The following is a 16,445-nucleotide window of genomic DNA, read 5'->3' on the forward strand; positions in this document are numbered from 1 at the left end:
CGCTGCGAGCCGCGTCATGCGCGGCCGTTTGGACAAGTCCTGTAGGTTCTGCAGGCGACAGCGCGTTGTGTGTGTTTTGTGGTACGTGGAATCTCCGGCAAATACGCGTGCAAGGTGGTGCTCGCGTTTAACAAGAATAGCAAAGGAGGTGCCAGAAACAGGATTTGCTTAAATTGTTTTTTCACCTGCCGCGCGGAATGCAGGTGCGGGCGAAATGCCCCGATCCCGGCCGGGGGCGACTGCCCCGCCCGGCCGCAGTCGTCTTGCTCCGACCGTACGATTTCCGGACGCTTGCGTCCGGACGGCGTTCGAATATCGTACGGTCGGCCGGACGGTTCAGCCGGCTACCGGTTCGCCCGACTCGATCGGCGCGCCGGTGCAGGCCAGCACCTCCTCGACGTCCCCCCCCGGGGCGGTCTCGACGAGGCGTAGGCCCTTCGGCGTGACGTCGAGCACGCACAGATCGGTGATGATGCGGTTGACGACGCCGACGCCGGTGAGCGGCAGCTCGCAGCGGCGCAGGATCTTGGGCGCGCCGTCCTTGCTGCAGTGCTCCATCATCACGATCACGCGGCGCACGCCGGCGACGAGGTCCATCGCGCCGCCCATGCCCTTCACGAGCTTGCCGGGGATCATCCAGTTCGCGAGGTCGCCGTGCTCGCTGACCTGCATCGCGCCGAGGATCGCGAGGTCGATGTGACCGCCGCGGATCATCGCGAAGGAGTCCGCGCTGCTGAAGATGCTGCTGCCGGCGAGCGTGGTGATGGTCTGCTTGCCGGCGTTGATGAGGTCGGCGTCGACCTCGGCTTCGGTCGGGAACGGGCCGATGCCGAGCAGGCCGTTCTCCGACTGCAGCCACACATCCATGCCCGGCGGAATGTGGTTGGCGACCAGGGTCGGCATGCCGATGCCGAGGTTCACGTAGAAGCCGCTGCGCAGTTCCTGCGCGGCGCGGCGCGCCATGTCGTTGCGGGTCCAGGCCATGATCACTCCTGCCGTGTCGTGCGTTGTTCGATGTGCTTCGCGGGGCGCGGATTGACGACGATGCGCTGGACGAAGACGCCGGGGGTATGGATGTGGTCGGGGTCGAGCGTGCCGGTGTCGACCAGCTCCTCGACCTCGGCCACGGTGATGCGGCCCGCCGTGGCGACGACCGGGTTGAAGTTGCGCGCGGTCTTGCGATACACGAGGTTGCCCGCGCGATCGGCCTTCCACGCCTTGACCAGCGCGATGTCGGCCGTGAGCGAACGCTCGAGCAGGTAGCGCTTGCCGTCGATGTCGCGCTCCTCCTTGCCCTCGGCGACGAGCGTGCCGACGCCGGTGCGGGTGTAGAAGGCCGGGATGCCGGCCCCGCCGGCGCGCAGCTTCTCGGCGAGGGTGCCCTGCGGCGTGAGCTCGACTTCGAGCTCGCCGGAGAGCAGCTGGCGCTCGAACTCGGCGTTCTCGCCGACGTAGGACGCGACCATCTTGCGGATCTGCCGCGATTCGAGCAGCAGGCCGAGGCCGATGCCGTCGACACCGGCGTTGTTGCTGATCACCGTAAGGCCCTTGGCCTTCGAGTCGCGCAGTCCGTGGATCAGCATCTCGGGGATGCCGCACAGTCCGAAACCGCCGACCGCGACGGTCTGTCCGTCGCGCACGACGTCGGCCAAGGCGGTGGCCGCGTCCGTAAATACCTTGCTCATGATGTCCTCCTCTTGATGGTCATGTCTCATGCCTGCACTGCCGCGGAGGCCTCGCGCAGGGCGCGTCCGAGTGCCCCCACCGCGTCGATCGCCCCGGGGTTCTCGATCGACGACAGGTCGCCGAGTCCCGTGCCGAGATAGGCGCCGCGCATCACGCGCCGCACCGTCTTGCCGTTGCGCGTCTTGGGAATCGCGACGACGCGGTGCACCCGCGCCGGGCGCAGCGGCTTGCCGAGCTGGCGTCCGACATGCTCGACGAGTTCGGCCTCGAGGTCCGGCCAGGGGCGCGCGGCCTCCGCGGCGCCGTCCGCGACCGTGACGAAGCACACCACCGCCTCGCCCTTGATCTCGTCGGGCACGCCGACCGCGACGGCCTCGACGACGAGCGGATGCGACACCAGCGCCGATTCGAAGTCGGCGGGGCCGACGCGCTTGCCGGCGACCTTGATGGTGTCGTCGCTGCGCCCGTGCACGAACCAGTGGCCGTCCTCATCCACGCGCGCCCAGTCGCCATGCACCCACACGTCCGGCCACACCGACCAGTACGCCTCGCGATAGCGCGCGGGGTCGCGCCAGAAGCCGTTGGTCATGCCCGGCCACGGTGCGCGGATGGCGAGTTCGCCGACGCTGCCGCGCAAGGGACGACCGTCCGCATCCATCACGTCGGCCGCCACGCCCGGGATCGGTCCGTTGAACGAACCCGGTTTTTGCGGCAGGCCGGGGAAGCAGGCGAGGATGCCGCCCCCGATCTCGGTGCCGCCCGAGTAATTGATGATGGGCCGGCGCGAGCGGCCGACCTGCTCGTACAGCCACAGCCACGGCGCCTCGTTCCACGCCTCGCCGGTCGAGCCGAACACCCGCAGGCGCTCGATCGCGGCCGGCTCCGGTACGCTGCCCTCGTTCGCCATCAGCAGGCGCACGAGTGTCGGCGACAGGCCGAAGTGCGTGACGCCATGGCGTTCGACCACCTGCCACAGGCGGCCCGCGTCGGGGTAGTCGGGCGTGCCTTCGTAAAAGACGAGGGTCGCGCCGAGCATCAGGCCGCCATAGACCATCCACGGCCCCATCAGCCAGCCCATGTCGGTGACCCACATCAGCGTGTCGTCGGCCCGCAGGTCGAAAGCCATCATCAGGTCCTGCGCGGCCTTCACCGGGAATCCGGCGTGCGTGTGCACGACGCCCTTGGGCTTGCCCGTCGTGCCGGAGGTGTAGATCAGCATCAGCGTCTGGTCGGCGGGGAAGGCCGTCAGCGGGCAGGTCGACACCGACACGGGCAGGCGGCGGTAGTCGAACTCGATACAGTCGTCCGTCCCCTCCCCCTCCTGCGCGCGGAGCCCCGTACCGAGGCGGTCGACGATCACGAGGTGGCGCAGCGACGGGCACTCGCGCACCGCCGCGCGGGCGTCGGCGAGCATGTCGACGCGCTTGCCGCGGCGGTAGTAGCCGTTGGCGCACACGAGCAGGCGCGCGTCGCAGTCCTGCACGCGCTGTGCGACCGAGTCGGCGCCATAGCCGGAAAAGAACGGGATGAAGATCGCGCCGATGCGGGTCGCCGCGAGCATCATCACGGCCGCTTCGGGAATCATCGGCAGGTAAAGCGCGATGCGGTCGCCCTCGCCCACTCCGAGCGCACGCAGGCCCGCCGCGACGCGCTCGACCTCGGCCGCGAGCTCGGCATAGCTGATCGTGCGCAGTTCGCCACGGTCGCCCTCCCAGCGGATCGCGATCTTGGTCGGCGTCGCGCGCGCATGCTTGCCGACGAGGTTGTCGACGAGGTCCAACCGCCCGCCGACGAACCACTTGGGCCACATGACGCCGCCTGAAAGGTCGAGCGTCTGCCGGTAAGGCCTCACCCAGCGCAGATCGATCGCGTCGAGCACCTGGTCCCAGAAGCGTCGAGGGTCCCGGGCGGCGCGCTCGCGCAACGCGTCGAGGTCGCGGTCGCCGTGGCGCGCGATGAACTGCGCCAGCTGCGTCGTGCGCCATTCGCAGCCTGTGGCCTGGTATGTCTGCATGTCGAAGTGCTCCCTTGTCCTGATCGCCACCACCCGCTTCGCCGGCGCTGCCCCCGCGAGAAAAATGTCCGCCCCGAAATTGGGCTGGGGCGGACCAAGGGGGAGACTGCGGTACCGGCGCGGGCGGCGGAAGGCGACCTCAGCGGCTGCCAGCCCCGGTCGCGACCTCCTCCAGCACGTTCAGCGACACGTCGGTGTCCTTCACGCCTTTCGGGTTGGATTTCATGTTGGACGACCAGTTGGTCGCGTGACCGCGCTTGACGTCGATGATGTGGCCGACGACCGGCATCACCGCCTTGTAGCCGTCGTCGCCCACGTCCGGCCGGTTCTGGAAGATGAACATCTTCCAGAACTCACCCTTGCGATCGAGCGCGTAGCCCAGGTAGGGCCGCGGGAAGTCCACCTCGATGTACGCGACCTTCTTGCTGTACGGATGCTCGGCGGGCGGCGTGCCTTCGACGACGTACACCTCGCGCGGCTCCCATTCGACGTCCTTCGCCGGATTGGCGAACGGCGGCTCGGCCATGTTGATGCGCGGGAAGCGCTTCTGCGGCTCGCTCCACGGTTGCGCGGTGTCGACGCTAACCTCCGGGCTGTGCGCGATCGCGAGCACCCAGCGCTTCTCCACGAGCTTGTTCTGGGTGTACTTGGTCGGCCACGCGTCCCAGATGTCCCAGTCGTCGTAGAGCTGGTCGGTGCCGCCGATCGGGTCCATCCATGCGCCGCCGGAGAGGCGCCGCGTGCGCCGCACCGACTTCAGGTAGGCATAGGAGTCGTCCGGCTTGGCCGAGTCGGGTTGGTTGTAGCGCACCGAGAAGGTGCCCAGGCCGCGGATGTCCTGCGGGTAATGCGCGACGAAGTAGGTCTTCTGCGAGATGTCGCCGTCGCCGACCGAGACCGGCCCGCCGTCGAGCCGCCCTTCCATGTAGTAGCGCCGCGACTGGAAGGCCTGCACGCGCTCGTAACCCTTCTTCGCGTCGAGGAACACCCAGGCGATGTCACGCAGGTCCATCGTCGCGCCGTAGGTCGCGGCGCGCAGGTTCCAGATCACCTTGTCGCCCGCGTTCGGGTCGTCCATCTTGATTGTTTCCGGCGGGAAGGGCATGCCGGCCTTCCAGCCGGTGATCGTGCGGTCGGCCGGATTGAACTTGACCTCCTTCGACCACTTCTTCGTCGCCTCGACGTACTTCGGGTCCATCTCGATCTTCTTCGAGTGCGCGATCTTGATGGTGAGCCCGTAGTTCGTGATCATCCACTCGAGCTTCTCCGGGATCATGCTGGCTATGGTCTTGCCCTCGAAGGTGTCCTCCTTGACGCTCGCGAGGTTGTCCTTCGTGATGATGAAGCCGGGCTCGAGCACCTTGGCGTGCGCGCCCGCTGCGGCGAACAGCGCCGTGAGGGCGAGGCCGGTGCCTGCCGCGAGTTGCCGCACCGAGGGACGGACGGCACAGGTGAAATTTTTCTGCATGGTGGGTCTCCTCTCTTTTTTCAGAACTGCCGGGTCAAGCGGAAAACGAGCTGGCTGGCGTTGTCGAAGTAGCCGAAGAGCTGCGAACGCTCGCCACTGAACTGGACCTTGTTGGAACGGTTGCCGGTCCAGAAGATGTCCGCCTCGATGCGCGCGAGCCATTCGTCGTTGAGCGTCAGCGACACGCTGGGGATCGCGAAACCGCCGCCGTGGCTGAGGTCGAAGCCGATCGCGAAGCCCGGGTTGATCGTGTCGTTGCGGTAGTTCAGCGTCGTGAACGCGGTCAGGATGGTGTTGTGCTCGGTGAGCGGCGTGCCGTACGCGAACAGGCGCACGAGGTCGTCCGACTCCTTGAAGTTCAGCACCTGCGTGTCGAACAGCTGGATCGACGAGAACGAGGGCCGCGAGGTGCCGAAAACGCCCTGCAGATCGAGGTCCTTGTCGATGCGCAGCATCGTCGTCAGCGTGTCCTTCAACTTCACGCCGCCCAGGCCGATACCGACATTTCCGGGCACCGTCGGGTTGAGGAAGGCGCCCGTGCCGATGTTGTAGGGCTGATCCTTGGTGTAGGCCATCTCCGCGCTGAGCACGGCATCCAGCGTGGCGCTGTAGCCGCTCACGGTCATCCCGTAGACGTCGATCTGCGGGTGGATCCGGTCGAACACCGCCCCTTCCGGCGCCTTCTTGTACGGCCTGAAGGCGGAGTTCGCGACCGGGTCGGCCGAGAAGGTCGTGAGCCAGGCGAAGGAGTAGCTGAGGCCGAGGGCCTCGCCCGACCAGCGCACGCCGCCGGTGACGTCGCGGTAGTCGCCTGCCGGGTGGTCACAGTCCTTGTCGGTGACCGCGGTGAGGTCGAAGCCGCGGTAGGGCTGGAAGAACCAGCGTCCGCCCTGGATATCGTAGGTGTTGCCGATGTCCTGGCAGCGGTCGACGCCGGGGCGGATGTAGGCGGCCAGCATGCCGTCGGCCTCGGGCACGCGGATCTTGGTCGAGATCAGCGTCAGCGGCTTCCTCCATTCCTCGTTCTCGCCCTCGAAGAACAGACGCCACGACAGGTCGTAGCCATGCACGAGGTCCATCGCATGGAAAAAGTCCGACTCGCCCCACACCAGCTGCTGCTTGCCGGCCTTCACGGTGACGCGCTCGCCGAGCGGGATCTCGGCCCAGAACTCGCGCACCTCGCCGCGGTTGTAGTTGTCGAGGATGCTGCTCGCGTGGCCGCCGCGGTTGGTGCCGTTGGTTTCGCGCAAGCGCTCCAGGTCGTCGAGATAGTCGGTCTTGTACTCGCGGTCGACGCGGCCGATCGCCTTCCACTTGATCGGCCCGGTCTTGGCGTCCGCGTCGAGCAGCAGCGAACCGCGCACCATCGACAGCTTGCCCTTGCTCTTCTCGCCGATCGCCTTCAGCTCCGGCTGGTCCTCCAGGTTCACCGACACCCAGCCGCGCGCGTAGCCGGACAGGTTGAAACTGAAGTCGTCGGCAGCCCAGGACTTCATCGTGCCCTCGCCACCGGGCAGCGCCGCAAGCTCGTAATTCGTGCTCGCATCGGCGCCCCGGGCGGGGCCGCCCGCCAGCCCGGCGAGGGCCGCGGCCACCGCCAGCGCCGACGCCCTGATCTTTGTTACTCCCTTGCTCCTCATCTCCTCGCTCCTTGTCGTTTTGTCACTGCTCTGAAGGGGTCATGGACGGACGCGGCGGGGATCCCGTCGCGTCCGCGGGGGTGGATCAGCCGACCAGCACGGGTTCGGCCTGCTCGATGGGACGGCGCTTGCTGCCGACGATGAATTCCGGACGGAACACATAGACGAGGGCCGGCATGATGAAGAGCGCACTGAAGGCCGAGATGAACAGCCACAACGCGATCAGCACGCCCATGTCGGCCTGCAGGCGCAGCGACGAGAAGTGCCACAGCACGACACTGGTGATGAGCGTCATCGCCGTGATCAGCACGCCCTTGCCGGGGCCCATCAGCGCATTGACGATCGCGCGCTCGACGTTGTGCGCGCGGTGCAGGTTCTCGCGGATGCCATCGACGATGTAGAAGGTGTAATCGACGCCCAGCCCGATGCCGAGCGCGACCACCGGCAGCGTGTTGATGTTCATGCCGATGCCCTGCCACGCCATATAGCTGAAGGTGATCGTGTTCGACAGCAGCACGGGGATCATGAAGAACACCCCTGCGACCGTGGAGCGGTAGGTGATCGTGCAGCACACCACCAGCACCAGCAGCGCCAGCGCGATGGCCTCGATCTGCCCGGCGAGAATCACCTCGTTCACCGCCGCCAGCACGCCGACCAGCCCGCCCGCCAGCAGATACTCCGCGCCCTTCACCGGATGCTCGGCGACGTAGTCGCGCACCCGCGCCACCGCGGTGCGGATCGTCTCGCCCTGGTGGTCGCGGAAGAACAGCGTCACCGCCCCGTTCTTCGCGTCGGCATCGGCGTAGCGGTCCATGTCGCCCGGGTCCGAGCCGGACACGAACATGTACATCAGCTCGGCGTTTTCCTCTGTGCTCTTGCCGAGCTCCTGGTACATCGGATTGCCCTCGCGCAGCACGCGGTTCACCTGCGGCAGGATGTCCGCAAGCGAGATGCTGCCGCCGACCTCCGGCTGGGCCTCCATGTACTTCTGGAAGCGCGTCATGCTCGACAGCACCTCGGGTTCGCGCAGCGCCCCCGGCTCCTTGCCGGCGACGACGACGAACATGCGGTCGGAGCCCTGGAACTGGCGGTTGATCTCGGCCGCGTCGCGGTTGTAGTCCGATTCGGGCCACAGGATCGGCGAGCCGGGGTTGGCGTCGCCCACCTTCAGGTTGAAGGCGTACAGCCCCGACACGACGAACACCGCAGCGGCCATGCCCAGCACCGCGTAGCGCCAGCGCGTCGTCACGATCGCCGAGCAGATCCCGAGGATGCGCATCAGCAGCGGGTTGATGTTCACCGGGTGGATGAAGCGCTGGCGCGAGCCGAACCACGACAGCATCACCGGCGTGAGGACCAGCGCGCTTACGGCGATGGTGAGCACCCACACCGTGCCGATGAAGGAGATCTTCTGCAGCAGCGGGATCGGCGTCAGCGCAACGACCAGCACGCAGCCGGCATCGGCCACGATCGCGAGCATGCTGGGCTTGAACAGGTTGCGTGCGCTGGCCCGTGCGGCGGCCGCGGCGCTCGGCGTGCCCTGCCGTGTCTCGTCGTCGAAACGCGCGATGAGCTGCACCGAGTTCGAGATCGCCTGCGCGGTGATGAGGAAGGCCACGACGACGACCAGCGGGTCGAGGTGGAAGCCCATCAGGCGCGCGGCACCCAGCGCCCAGATCGCACTGACGAGGCCGGCGAGCAGCGGCAGCACCGTGCCGTGCCAGGTGCGCGTGATCAGGCACAGCAGCACGACCAGCGCGGCGACGGCGGCGAAGAAGATCGTCAGCGTCTCCTGCAGGTAGTGGTTCACCCAGCCGTAGAGCACCGGCTCGCCGACGATGCGCACCTTCACGCCGTCGCCCTCGGCTTCGCCGACGAGCTTCATCAGCTGGTTGAAGGCGCGCGTGTAGTCCATGTTGCCGTCGCTGAAGTCCAGCGTCACGAGCGTCGCCTTCAGGTCTGTCGACACGTAAGGGCCGTACACCAGCGGGTTGTTGAGCACCGCCGCCTTCAGCGCCGCGAGCTCTCCCGCGCCCTGCGGCAGGTCGGGCCACATCAGGGGCCGCGACTCGACCCCTTCGGTCGATGCGCGCACCTCCTTGATCTTCTTCGAGGCCAGCGAAATGATCTGGTAGGTATCGACGCCCTCGACCTGCTGCAGGTCGACCGTGAGCTTCTGCACCTTGCCGAGCACCACCGGATCGAAGATGTCGCCCTGCTCCACCTCGAGCATGATGCTGACCATGTTCGAACCGCCGAACGTCTTGCTGAAGCGCTGGTTCACCTCCACGTACGGATGGTTGCGCGGGAGCAGATCGCTGAAGATCGTCTTCACCTCGATCTGGCTCGCCTGCCAGCCCATCGCCAAGGTAACCACGGCGACCGCGGCGACGACCAGCGCGCGGAAGCGGATGAGGAAGGCGAAGGCCGCGTCGACCTTGCCGAAAGTCGTGTTCTTCATCCCCGTGCCCTCACATGCGCTTGTGGCCGGCGACGCTCAGCGCGCCATCGTCGAGCACGGCGAGATTGCTGCCGGCGAGGAAATAGCGAGAGCCGGCGCGCGCGACCTGGGTGCGCCACGACACGTCGCCTTCGGCCACGCGCCCGAGCTGCCACTGCGCCGCACCGGCGTCGGCGCTGGCCATCACGCCCTTGTCACCGACCGCCAGCCAGCGGCCGTCGTCCCACACCACGCTGTAGAGATGCTCCCGGGTCAGCGCGGGCACTTGCTGCCAGCTCGCGCCGCCATCGGAAGTGACGAGGAGCGTGCCGGCGAGCCCCACCGCCACGCCGTTGTCCGCGTCGCGGAAGGCCACGCTCATCAGGCTGACCTTGTTCGCCATCTCGACCGCCTGCCATGTCGCACCGCCGTCGGCGCTCTTCATCAGCGCTCCGAACTCGCCGACCACCCAGCCCGCGTCGCCGACGAAGGCCACGTCGTTCCAGGCGCGGTCCTCCTCGGGCAGCACGCGCTTCCAGGTCGCACCGCGGTCGTCGGAGCGCAGCAAGGCGCCGTATTCGCCGACTGCCCACGCCGCGCCGTTGGCAAGGCGCACGCGGAAGAACTTGTTGGGATTGCCGCTCGACGGAACCTCGGCACGGGTCCAGCTCGCGCCGGCGTCATGGGTGACGAGCACGATGCCGTCATTGCCGACCGCGACGGCGTCCTGCGCGTCCCACGCGGCGATGCCCTGGAGGTTCGCATCGATCCCCGACGGCTGGCGTGTCCAGGAGTGGCCGCCGTCCTCGCTGCGCACGATCTTGCCGCCCGCTCCGACCGCCCAGACCGTGCGCTCGTCCGGCGCCGCCACGCCGTAGAAGCTGTCGCGCCGTTCGATCGCCGGCGGCTCGACCTTCTGCACGACCGCCTCGGCCTTCACGAACAGCCCGGCGTACAGCAGGCCGCCGACGATCACCAGCGGCGCGGACGACGTCATCAACGTGACGACGCCACGGGCGCCGCCTCCATATTTCCTCAATCGACGCAGCATCACTCTCTCCTCCACGCCGTGGCCCGGCGCGTGACTTTCGTTTTTTTGCGTAGCCGAGTCCCTGCAGGGCTCGCGCTCCGCATGGGTGTCGGGGAATTCGGGAAGATGTCGGGGCCAGCCTGGCCCCGGGGTGCCCCGGCCGGCGCCTCCGTCATGGAGGCACCGGCCCGCAGGCGCCGGGCCTACCGCCCGGCAGTGACGGCTCAGGCCGCTTTTTCAGGGACGGGCAGACCCACCCATTCCTTGTAGAACGCCTCGATGTCCGGCTCGAAGTCGTGGATCACCGGGTACCACGGGGTCGGCGCCTCGACGTCGTGCATCGTGCCGCAGGTCGGGCAGTAGTACTCCCGATACACCTGCCACTGCGTATCCGGCGCCATCAGCTTGGGATACACCTCGGTCATCGCCTCCTCGGTGTCGCGCACGTAGATCGCCGCGTTCAGCTTCCAGTTCTCGCGGTAATCGCCGAAGTCGTGGCCGCAGTCGCACATCGTGACCCACTGCTTGGTCTTCGCGTCCTGCACGATGTAGAGGTGGGGCCCCAGCGGCAGCACGATCTTGTGGGGGAACGAGACCTTGGCCTGCAGCGCCTTCAGGTACTGCTCGAAGCGGCTGTTGTCCTTGGGCATCGACAGCATGCGGAAAGTGGTTTCCCAGTCGAGCGAGCCCTCAACGAGGTGTGCGACCTGTTCATTGGTATAGGTAGACATTTTCCAACTCCTCGATTCGGTGATTACTCTTCGACCTGGACGACGGTCGTGACGTCGGGCAGCAGGGACAGGTCCATGCGGTGCTTGGAACCGTAGGTCGGCACGTTGAGCTCGGTCTCCGTCAGCTGCCAGTCGGCCGGCAGGTTCCAGAAAGCCTTGAACTCGTTCGTGAATTTCTCGGACAGCGCGAAGCTCGTCGCGAACATGTGCTGCACCTGCACCGCCGCATGCTTATTGACGATGCGTTCGCGCTCTTCCTTCATCCATTCGCGGGTCGGCAGCGCGCGCGCCAGACGCTCCTTGCGGATTTCGGCACGCCGGGCCTGCGTTTTCGCCGGATCCACCGTGAACACGCCCTTCGCGTCCTGCGTGAAGACCGCGCCATAGACCTTCTGCGCGTACTCCGGCAGCAGGAACTTCTGGTTCAGGTCGTTCTCGATCGCCTTCGGCTCGCGATCGATCGGATCCCCGAAGCCGGGCCCGCCGCGCAGGTAGTTCAGGTACAGGTCGTGGTTGTCGTAGCAGTCCTCGGTGGTCATGCACTGCTTGTCACGCTTGACCACCGCGGTTGCGTCGATGTGGCGCTCATAGTCCGGACGCGTCGGGTCGAGGTCGCCGCCCAGCGGCAGCGAGTCGCCGATCGCGATGCGCTGCTCCAGCCCCGTCTTGTGCGCCTCGAAGCGGTAGCCGGTCGCCGACGGGTAGCCGCCCATCATCCCCCAGTCGCTGTTCATGAAGCCGTTGCCCATGAAGAACATCGTCCAGTCCTGGGCGTTCCACACCATGCGCAGCGTCTCGAAGCCGCAACCGCCGCGGTACTTCCCGTAGCCGCCGGAGTTGGCCTTCACGTTGCGGCCCAGATACAGGAGCGGCTCGGCCATCTCCCAGATCTCGATGTCGCCCATGTCGCCTTCCGGGTTCCAGATCGCCGCGGCGTGATTCAGGCCGTCCTTCACCGCGCAGGCGCCAGTGCCGCAGCTCGAGGCCTCGAAGCTATTCACCGCGTGGATCTCGCCGTCCTGGTTGATGCCGCCGCCCTGCAGCCAGTTCGAGGTGTTGGCGTTGCCCGCATTGACCTCTTCCAGATAGCCGCGGCTGAAGTAGGACTGCGAGAGGCCGCGCCACAGTGCCGCCCAGCCAGAGACCAGGAAGTGCCACGCGTAGGCATGTCCCGTGCGACGATCGTCCGGGTTGCACCACGTGCCCTTGGGCAGGCGGAACTCGGTCGCGTAGTAGGCGCCGTCATTGATGCGCTGCGTCGGCACCAGGGTCTGGCACATCATCACCCAGATGCCCGAGGTGAAGGCCACCTGGTGCGCGTTGAAGGTATGCCAGCCCCAGCGGCTCGCGCCCTCGAAGTCCAGCCTCCACTTGCCGTCCGGCTTGATCGTCATCTCGCACGGCGAGTGCATGATCGAGTCGAGCTTGGCGAAGGCGTTCGACACCTGCACGTCCTCGTGCTTGTACGGCACATCGACGAAGGACACCTTGCGGTACTTGCCCGGGAGCGTCATCGCCTTGATGCGGCTCATCAGGCCGCGGCGGCCCTCCTCGATGACCTCGAAGGCGAACTTCTCGTAGGCCTCGATGCCGTCGGCGCGGATCACCTCCTCGACCAGCTCGCGGATCATGTGGCAGCCGGCGATGCGGGTCTTCTCGTCGAGGATCCAGTACTTCGGCGTGCGCACCGAGCGCTGCGACTCGTGCAGCCAGTCGCGCAGCGGCTCGTCGTTGATGCCCGTCTTGCGGCAGGTGATCATGTAGCCGTCGCCGAAGCGCTGCGTCTGGCCGGTGGACATCGAGCCCGGCGTCACCGCGCCGGTGTCGATCACGTGCGTCACGCCGCCGACCCAGCCGATCAGCCGCCCTTCCCAGAAGATCGGCACGATCGTCGCGATGTCGCACGGGTGCACGTTGCCGATCGCGCAGTCGTTGGTCGTGAACATGTCACCGGGATTGATGCCGGGATTGCCTTCCCAATTGTTCTCGATCATGTACTTGATCGCCGCGCCCATCGTGCCGACGTGGATGATGATGCCGGTCGAAGTCAGCACGCAGTCGCCCGCGGCGTTGTACAGCGTGAAGCACAGCTCGCCTTCCTGCTCCACGATCGGGCTCGCCGCGATCTTCTTCGCCGTCTCACGGGCATGCACGAGGCCGCCGCGCAGCTTGGAAAACAGCTTCTCGTAGCCGATCGGGTCGCTGTCGCGGAATTCGAGCTTCTCCTGGCCGTTGTAGTAGCCGGTGGCCTTGGTGCGCTCGATGATCCCGTCGCGGAACTGCTTCAGCGTCTGGCCGTTCTTCAGCAGGTCGGCGAAGCCGAGTTCCTTGTTTGTCATCATGTTCATGGCGGTCTCCTCGATTACTTCACTTCTTTGAGATGGAACAGGCGGTGCTTGTCGACCGTCGTCTCGAAGCCGTCGGGCACCACGAAGGTCGTCGCGTCCGATTCGATGATCGCGGGCCCGACGATGTGGTTGCCGGCCTTGAGCGCTTCCATCTTCCACAGCGCGGCCTCGACCCAGCGCTTGTGGCGGTAGAACGGACGGGTGCCCAGATAGGCTTCCTTCGGCGGGTTCGGCCCGCAGTCCGGGTCTTCCGGCAGCACCGGCTTCTGCGTCACCACCATGCCGCGCAGGATCGCGCCGGTGATCGAGAAGCCCAGCTCCGGCGAGCGCGCCGAATTGGCATAGACGCGACCGTAGGTGTTCTCGAAGGTCTCGATGATCTGGTTCCAGTCCGCCGCCGTCGCCGCGGAGGACACCGGCGAGACGATCTCGAGGTCGTTCAGCTGGCCCATGTACTGCATCTTGTAGCCGGGGATCAGCAGCACGTCTTCCGGCTTGTAGCCATTGATCACGAACTCGTCGATGACCTTGACCGCCAGTTCTTCCCACGCATCCTGCAGGCTCGCGCAGGCCGCCGCCTTGTCCGCATCGCTCGCAAACTGGGCCACGCCGAGGTCGACCGACTTGTCGTAGCGATACTCGAAGTCCGCGCACGCGCAACCGAAGGCCGAGAATCCCGCTGCCCAGGCCGGCACGACGACGTCCTTGAAGCCCACCCCTTCGGTGTAGCCGTAGGTGTGCACCGGGCCCGCACCGCCGTACGAGAAGCACGTGAACTCGGCCGGGTTGTAGCCCTTCGCGCTGATGTTCGCGCGCAGGTACTCGGACAGCGTCAGGTCCAGGAGCTCGATCACGCCTGCGGCCGCATCCTCGACCGAGAGCCCCAGCGGATCGGCGATCTGCGCCTTGATGTGGTCGCGCGCGCGCTGCACATCCAGCTTGATCGCGCCGCCGAGGAAGTTCTCGGGGTTCAGGTAACCCAGTACGACGTGGCAGTCGGACACCGACACCGTGTCCAGCCCGCTCTCCGGCCAGCAGGTGCCGACGCGGTAGCCGGCGCTGTCGGGCCCCAGCTTGATCGACTTGCTGTACGGGTCGAGACGCACGAAGCTGCCCGCCCCCGCGCCCACCGAGTCCATCGCCACCAGCGGCAGCGACAGCACCAGGCGCGCCATGTCCGGGTCCGACTTGATCGCGAAGCTGCCCTTGGTGATCAGCGCGACGTCGAACGAGGTGCCGCCGATGTCGGAGCACGCGATGTTCTCGTCACCCAGGCACTCGCCCAGGAGCTTCGAGCCGATCACGCCGCCGATGGGGCCCGACACGATGGTGCGCGCCAACTCTTTCGCCTTCCACGAGATCGTGCCGCCGTGCGTCGCCATCACACGCAGGTCGAACTTCGCACCATGCTTCTTGAAGCGGTCGCTGACCTTCTTCAGCGTCTGGCGCGACGGTTCAGCGCCGTAGGCCTCGAGGATGGTGGTGTTCATGCGGTGGCTTTCCTTGCGGGACGGGTAGTAATCCACCGACGCGAATACCGGAATGTCGACCTTCAGCTTCTTCAGTTCATCGCGGACCAGATCGCGTGCGCGCTGCTCGCTCACCTCGTTCTTGTGCGACTGCAGCAGGCAGATCACGATCGCCTGCGAGCCAGCCTCGACCAGCTCGCGCGTCGCCTGGCGCACCTCTTCCTCGCGCAGCGGGATCACGACCTTGCCCTGCACATCGGTACGCTCGGTCACGCCGCGGGTGCGTGAAACGGGCACCAGCGGCTCGTCGTAACGGTGGGTGTTGAGATGGATGCGGTCCTCGAGCGCGTAGCCGAGGTAGCTTTGCAGCGCACGGCCCATCGAGTGGATCTGCTCGAAACCCTTGTTGCAGATCAGGCCAACGTCGAGCCCCTTGCGCATGAGGATGCGGTTGAGCATCGCGGTGCCCGAATAAACGCAGGTCACGAGCTCCGGATAGACGTCGTCGACCTCGCGCCCCCAGTGGGCCAGCGCGTCCTGCGACGAATTGAAGATCGCCAGCGATTCGTCCCCGGGGTTGCTCTGAGCCTTGCCGACGACGAAACGACCGTCGGCGCGCACGAAGAAGGTATCGGTCATCGTGCCGCCGGCATCGATGCCCATCACCTGTACCTGTGATGCTGCCTGTTGGACTTCCATGTTTGTCTCCATCATCTCCTGGATTGTCGAGTCGCCGATGCTGCCGGCCCCCGCAGTACCCATTGCAGCGGCCGTGCCAATTCCCGCCCGCTGCAACGCAGCAGCGCGACGTGCCCGAAAATGGAGGAGAAACGCCACACGCCTCCTGCACCGCAACAACAAGCGAGACGCGAGACGTACGACCAGAAAATGGATGACCGTACGGAAGTCGGACGGACGCACCGGTCACCGCTCGGTGCGTCCGGACGATGCGTCGCGGGGAAGGGAGGAAAAACGGAACGCGACCGCGCGAGCGGCGCGACTCATTTGCGCCGGCCGAATGCGCACACAGCAGCGCCGTGCGTGCGCACGGCACAAAAGAAAACGCGAGGCCACAGGGACCTCGCGTCGGGTGTTGCAGGCGTCGGCGAGCGACGCGTCGGGGGGGCGATCAGAAAGGAATGTCGTCGTCGAAATCGCCGAAGCCGCCACCGCTCGACTGGCTCGGCGCCTTCTGCGCCGGCGCCTGCTGCGGAGCCTGGCGCGCTGGCGCAGCGGCCGGTGCATCGTAGCCGCCCATCGGCGCATCGCCACCGCCGCCACCCTGACGCGAACCCAGCATCTTCATCTCGTCGCCGCGGATCTCGGTCGTGTAGCGGTCCTGCCCGTCCTTGTCCTGCCACTTGCGCGTCTGCAGGCGCCCCTCGACGTAGATCTGGCTGCCCTTGCGCAAGTACTGCGCGGCGATCTCGGCCAGCCGCCCGAAGAACACCACGCGGTGCCACTCGGTCGCCTCCTTGCGCTCGCCGCTCTGCTTGTCCTTCCACGTCTCGGTCGTCGCCACGGTGATGTTGCAGATCGCGTCGCCGCTCGGCGCATAGCGGGTTTCCGGATCGCGGCCCAGGTTGCCGATCAGGATGACTTTGTTCAGGGAAGCCATG

Annotated in this window: 11 protein-coding genes; all 11 read right to left on the bottom strand. The window is 66.6% G+C overall.

Translation table 11 applies throughout. The features are described 5' to 3' along the window. Positions 1–336: 336 nt before the first annotated feature. Positions 337–984: a CoA transferase subunit B gene (locus GO615_RS09040; protein ID WP_169127142.1), complete on the bottom strand. Its 648-nt coding sequence runs from the start codon at positions 982–984 to the stop codon at positions 337–339. Between the two features lie 2 nt (positions 985–986). Next, positions 987–1,685, bottom strand: a complete 699-nt coding sequence (locus tag GO615_RS09045; RefSeq protein WP_169127144.1) for a CoA transferase subunit A — start codon at positions 1,683–1,685, stop codon at positions 987–989. Between the two features lie 26 nt (positions 1,686–1,711). Next, positions 1,712–3,700 carry an AMP-binding protein gene (locus tag GO615_RS09050; RefSeq protein WP_169127145.1) on the bottom strand — a complete coding sequence of 663 codons (1,989 nt, stop codon included), beginning with the start codon at positions 3,698–3,700 and terminating at the stop codon, positions 1,712–1,714. Between the two features lie 139 nt (positions 3,701–3,839). After that, positions 3,840–5,168, bottom strand: a complete 1,329-nt coding sequence (locus GO615_RS09055) for a DUF1329 domain-containing protein (protein WP_169127147.1) — start codon at positions 5,166–5,168, stop codon at positions 3,840–3,842. A gap of 20 nt (positions 5,169–5,188) precedes the next feature. Continuing rightward, the gene (locus tag GO615_RS09060) at positions 5,189–6,808 is read right to left on the bottom strand and encodes a DUF1302 family protein (RefSeq protein ID WP_211167015.1); all 1,620 of its coding nucleotides are present in this window, start codon (positions 6,806–6,808) and stop codon (positions 5,189–5,191) included. Positions 6,809–6,893: 85 nt separating this feature from the next. After that, complete coding sequence (locus GO615_RS09065) at positions 6,894–9,269, bottom strand: efflux RND transporter permease subunit (RefSeq protein ID WP_169127149.1); 2,376 nt, start codon at positions 9,267–9,269, stop codon at positions 6,894–6,896. 10 nt (positions 9,270–9,279) lie between these two features. Continuing rightward, on the bottom strand, positions 9,280–10,299 hold the full coding sequence (locus GO615_RS09070; protein ID WP_169127151.1) for a WD40/YVTN/BNR-like repeat-containing protein: 1,020 nt from the start codon (positions 10,297–10,299) through the stop codon (positions 9,280–9,282). A gap of 203 nt (positions 10,300–10,502) precedes the next feature. Next, on the bottom strand, positions 10,503–11,009 hold the full coding sequence (locus tag GO615_RS09075) for an acetone carboxylase subunit gamma (protein WP_169127153.1): 507 nt from the start codon (positions 11,007–11,009) through the stop codon (positions 10,503–10,505). 23 nt (positions 11,010–11,032) lie between these two features. After that, positions 11,033–13,357, bottom strand: a complete 2,325-nt coding sequence (locus tag GO615_RS09080) for a hydantoinase B/oxoprolinase family protein (protein ID WP_169127155.1) — start codon at positions 13,355–13,357, stop codon at positions 11,033–11,035. Between the two features lie 14 nt (positions 13,358–13,371). After that, positions 13,372–15,525, bottom strand: a complete 2,154-nt coding sequence (locus tag GO615_RS09085) for a hydantoinase/oxoprolinase family protein (protein ID WP_169127157.1) — start codon at positions 15,523–15,525, stop codon at positions 13,372–13,374. 430 nt (positions 15,526–15,955) lie between these two features. Continuing rightward, complete coding sequence (gene ssb / locus GO615_RS09090; protein WP_169127159.1) at positions 15,956–16,444, bottom strand: single-stranded DNA-binding protein; 489 nt, start codon at positions 16,442–16,444, stop codon at positions 15,956–15,958. Between the last annotated feature and the right edge of the window lies 1 nt (position 16,445).

Origin of the sequence: Aromatoleum evansii, from assembly GCF_012910805.1 — a bacterium.
GTDB classification, from domain to species: Bacteria; Pseudomonadota; Gammaproteobacteria; order Burkholderiales; family Rhodocyclaceae; genus Aromatoleum; species Aromatoleum evansii.

Coding starts and splice junctions, on each gene's coding strand:
- GO615_RS09040 (WP_169127142.1), bottom strand. CDS start 984: ATGGCCTGGACCCGCAACGACATGGCGCGCCGCGCCGCGCAGGAACTG.
- GO615_RS09045 (WP_169127144.1), bottom strand. CDS start 1,685: ATGAGCAAGGTATTTACGGACGCGGCCACCGCCTTGGCCGACGTCGTG.
- GO615_RS09050 (WP_169127145.1), bottom strand. CDS start 3,700: ATGCAGACATACCAGGCCACAGGCTGCGAATGGCGCACGACGCAGCTG.
- GO615_RS09055 (WP_169127147.1), bottom strand. CDS start 5,168: ATGCAGAAAAATTTCACCTGTGCCGTCCGTCCCTCGGTGCGGCAACTC.
- GO615_RS09060 (WP_211167015.1), bottom strand. CDS start 6,808: ATGAGGAGCAAGGGAGTAACAAAGATCAGGGCGTCGGCGCTGGCGGTG.
- GO615_RS09065 (WP_169127149.1), bottom strand. CDS start 9,269: ATGAAGAACACGACTTTCGGCAAGGTCGACGCGGCCTTCGCCTTCCTC.
- GO615_RS09070 (WP_169127151.1), bottom strand. CDS start 10,299: ATGCTGCGTCGATTGAGGAAATATGGAGGCGGCGCCCGTGGCGTCGTC.
- GO615_RS09075 (WP_169127153.1), bottom strand. CDS start 11,009: ATGTCTACCTATACCAATGAACAGGTCGCACACCTCGTTGAGGGCTCG.
- GO615_RS09080 (WP_169127155.1), bottom strand. CDS start 13,357: ATGAACATGATGACAAACAAGGAACTCGGCTTCGCCGACCTGCTGAAG.
- GO615_RS09085 (WP_169127157.1), bottom strand. CDS start 15,525: ATGGAAGTCCAACAGGCAGCATCACAGGTACAGGTGATGGGCATCGAT.
- ssb (WP_169127159.1), bottom strand. CDS start 16,444: ATGGCTTCCCTGAACAAAGTCATCCTGATCGGCAACCTGGGCCGCGAT.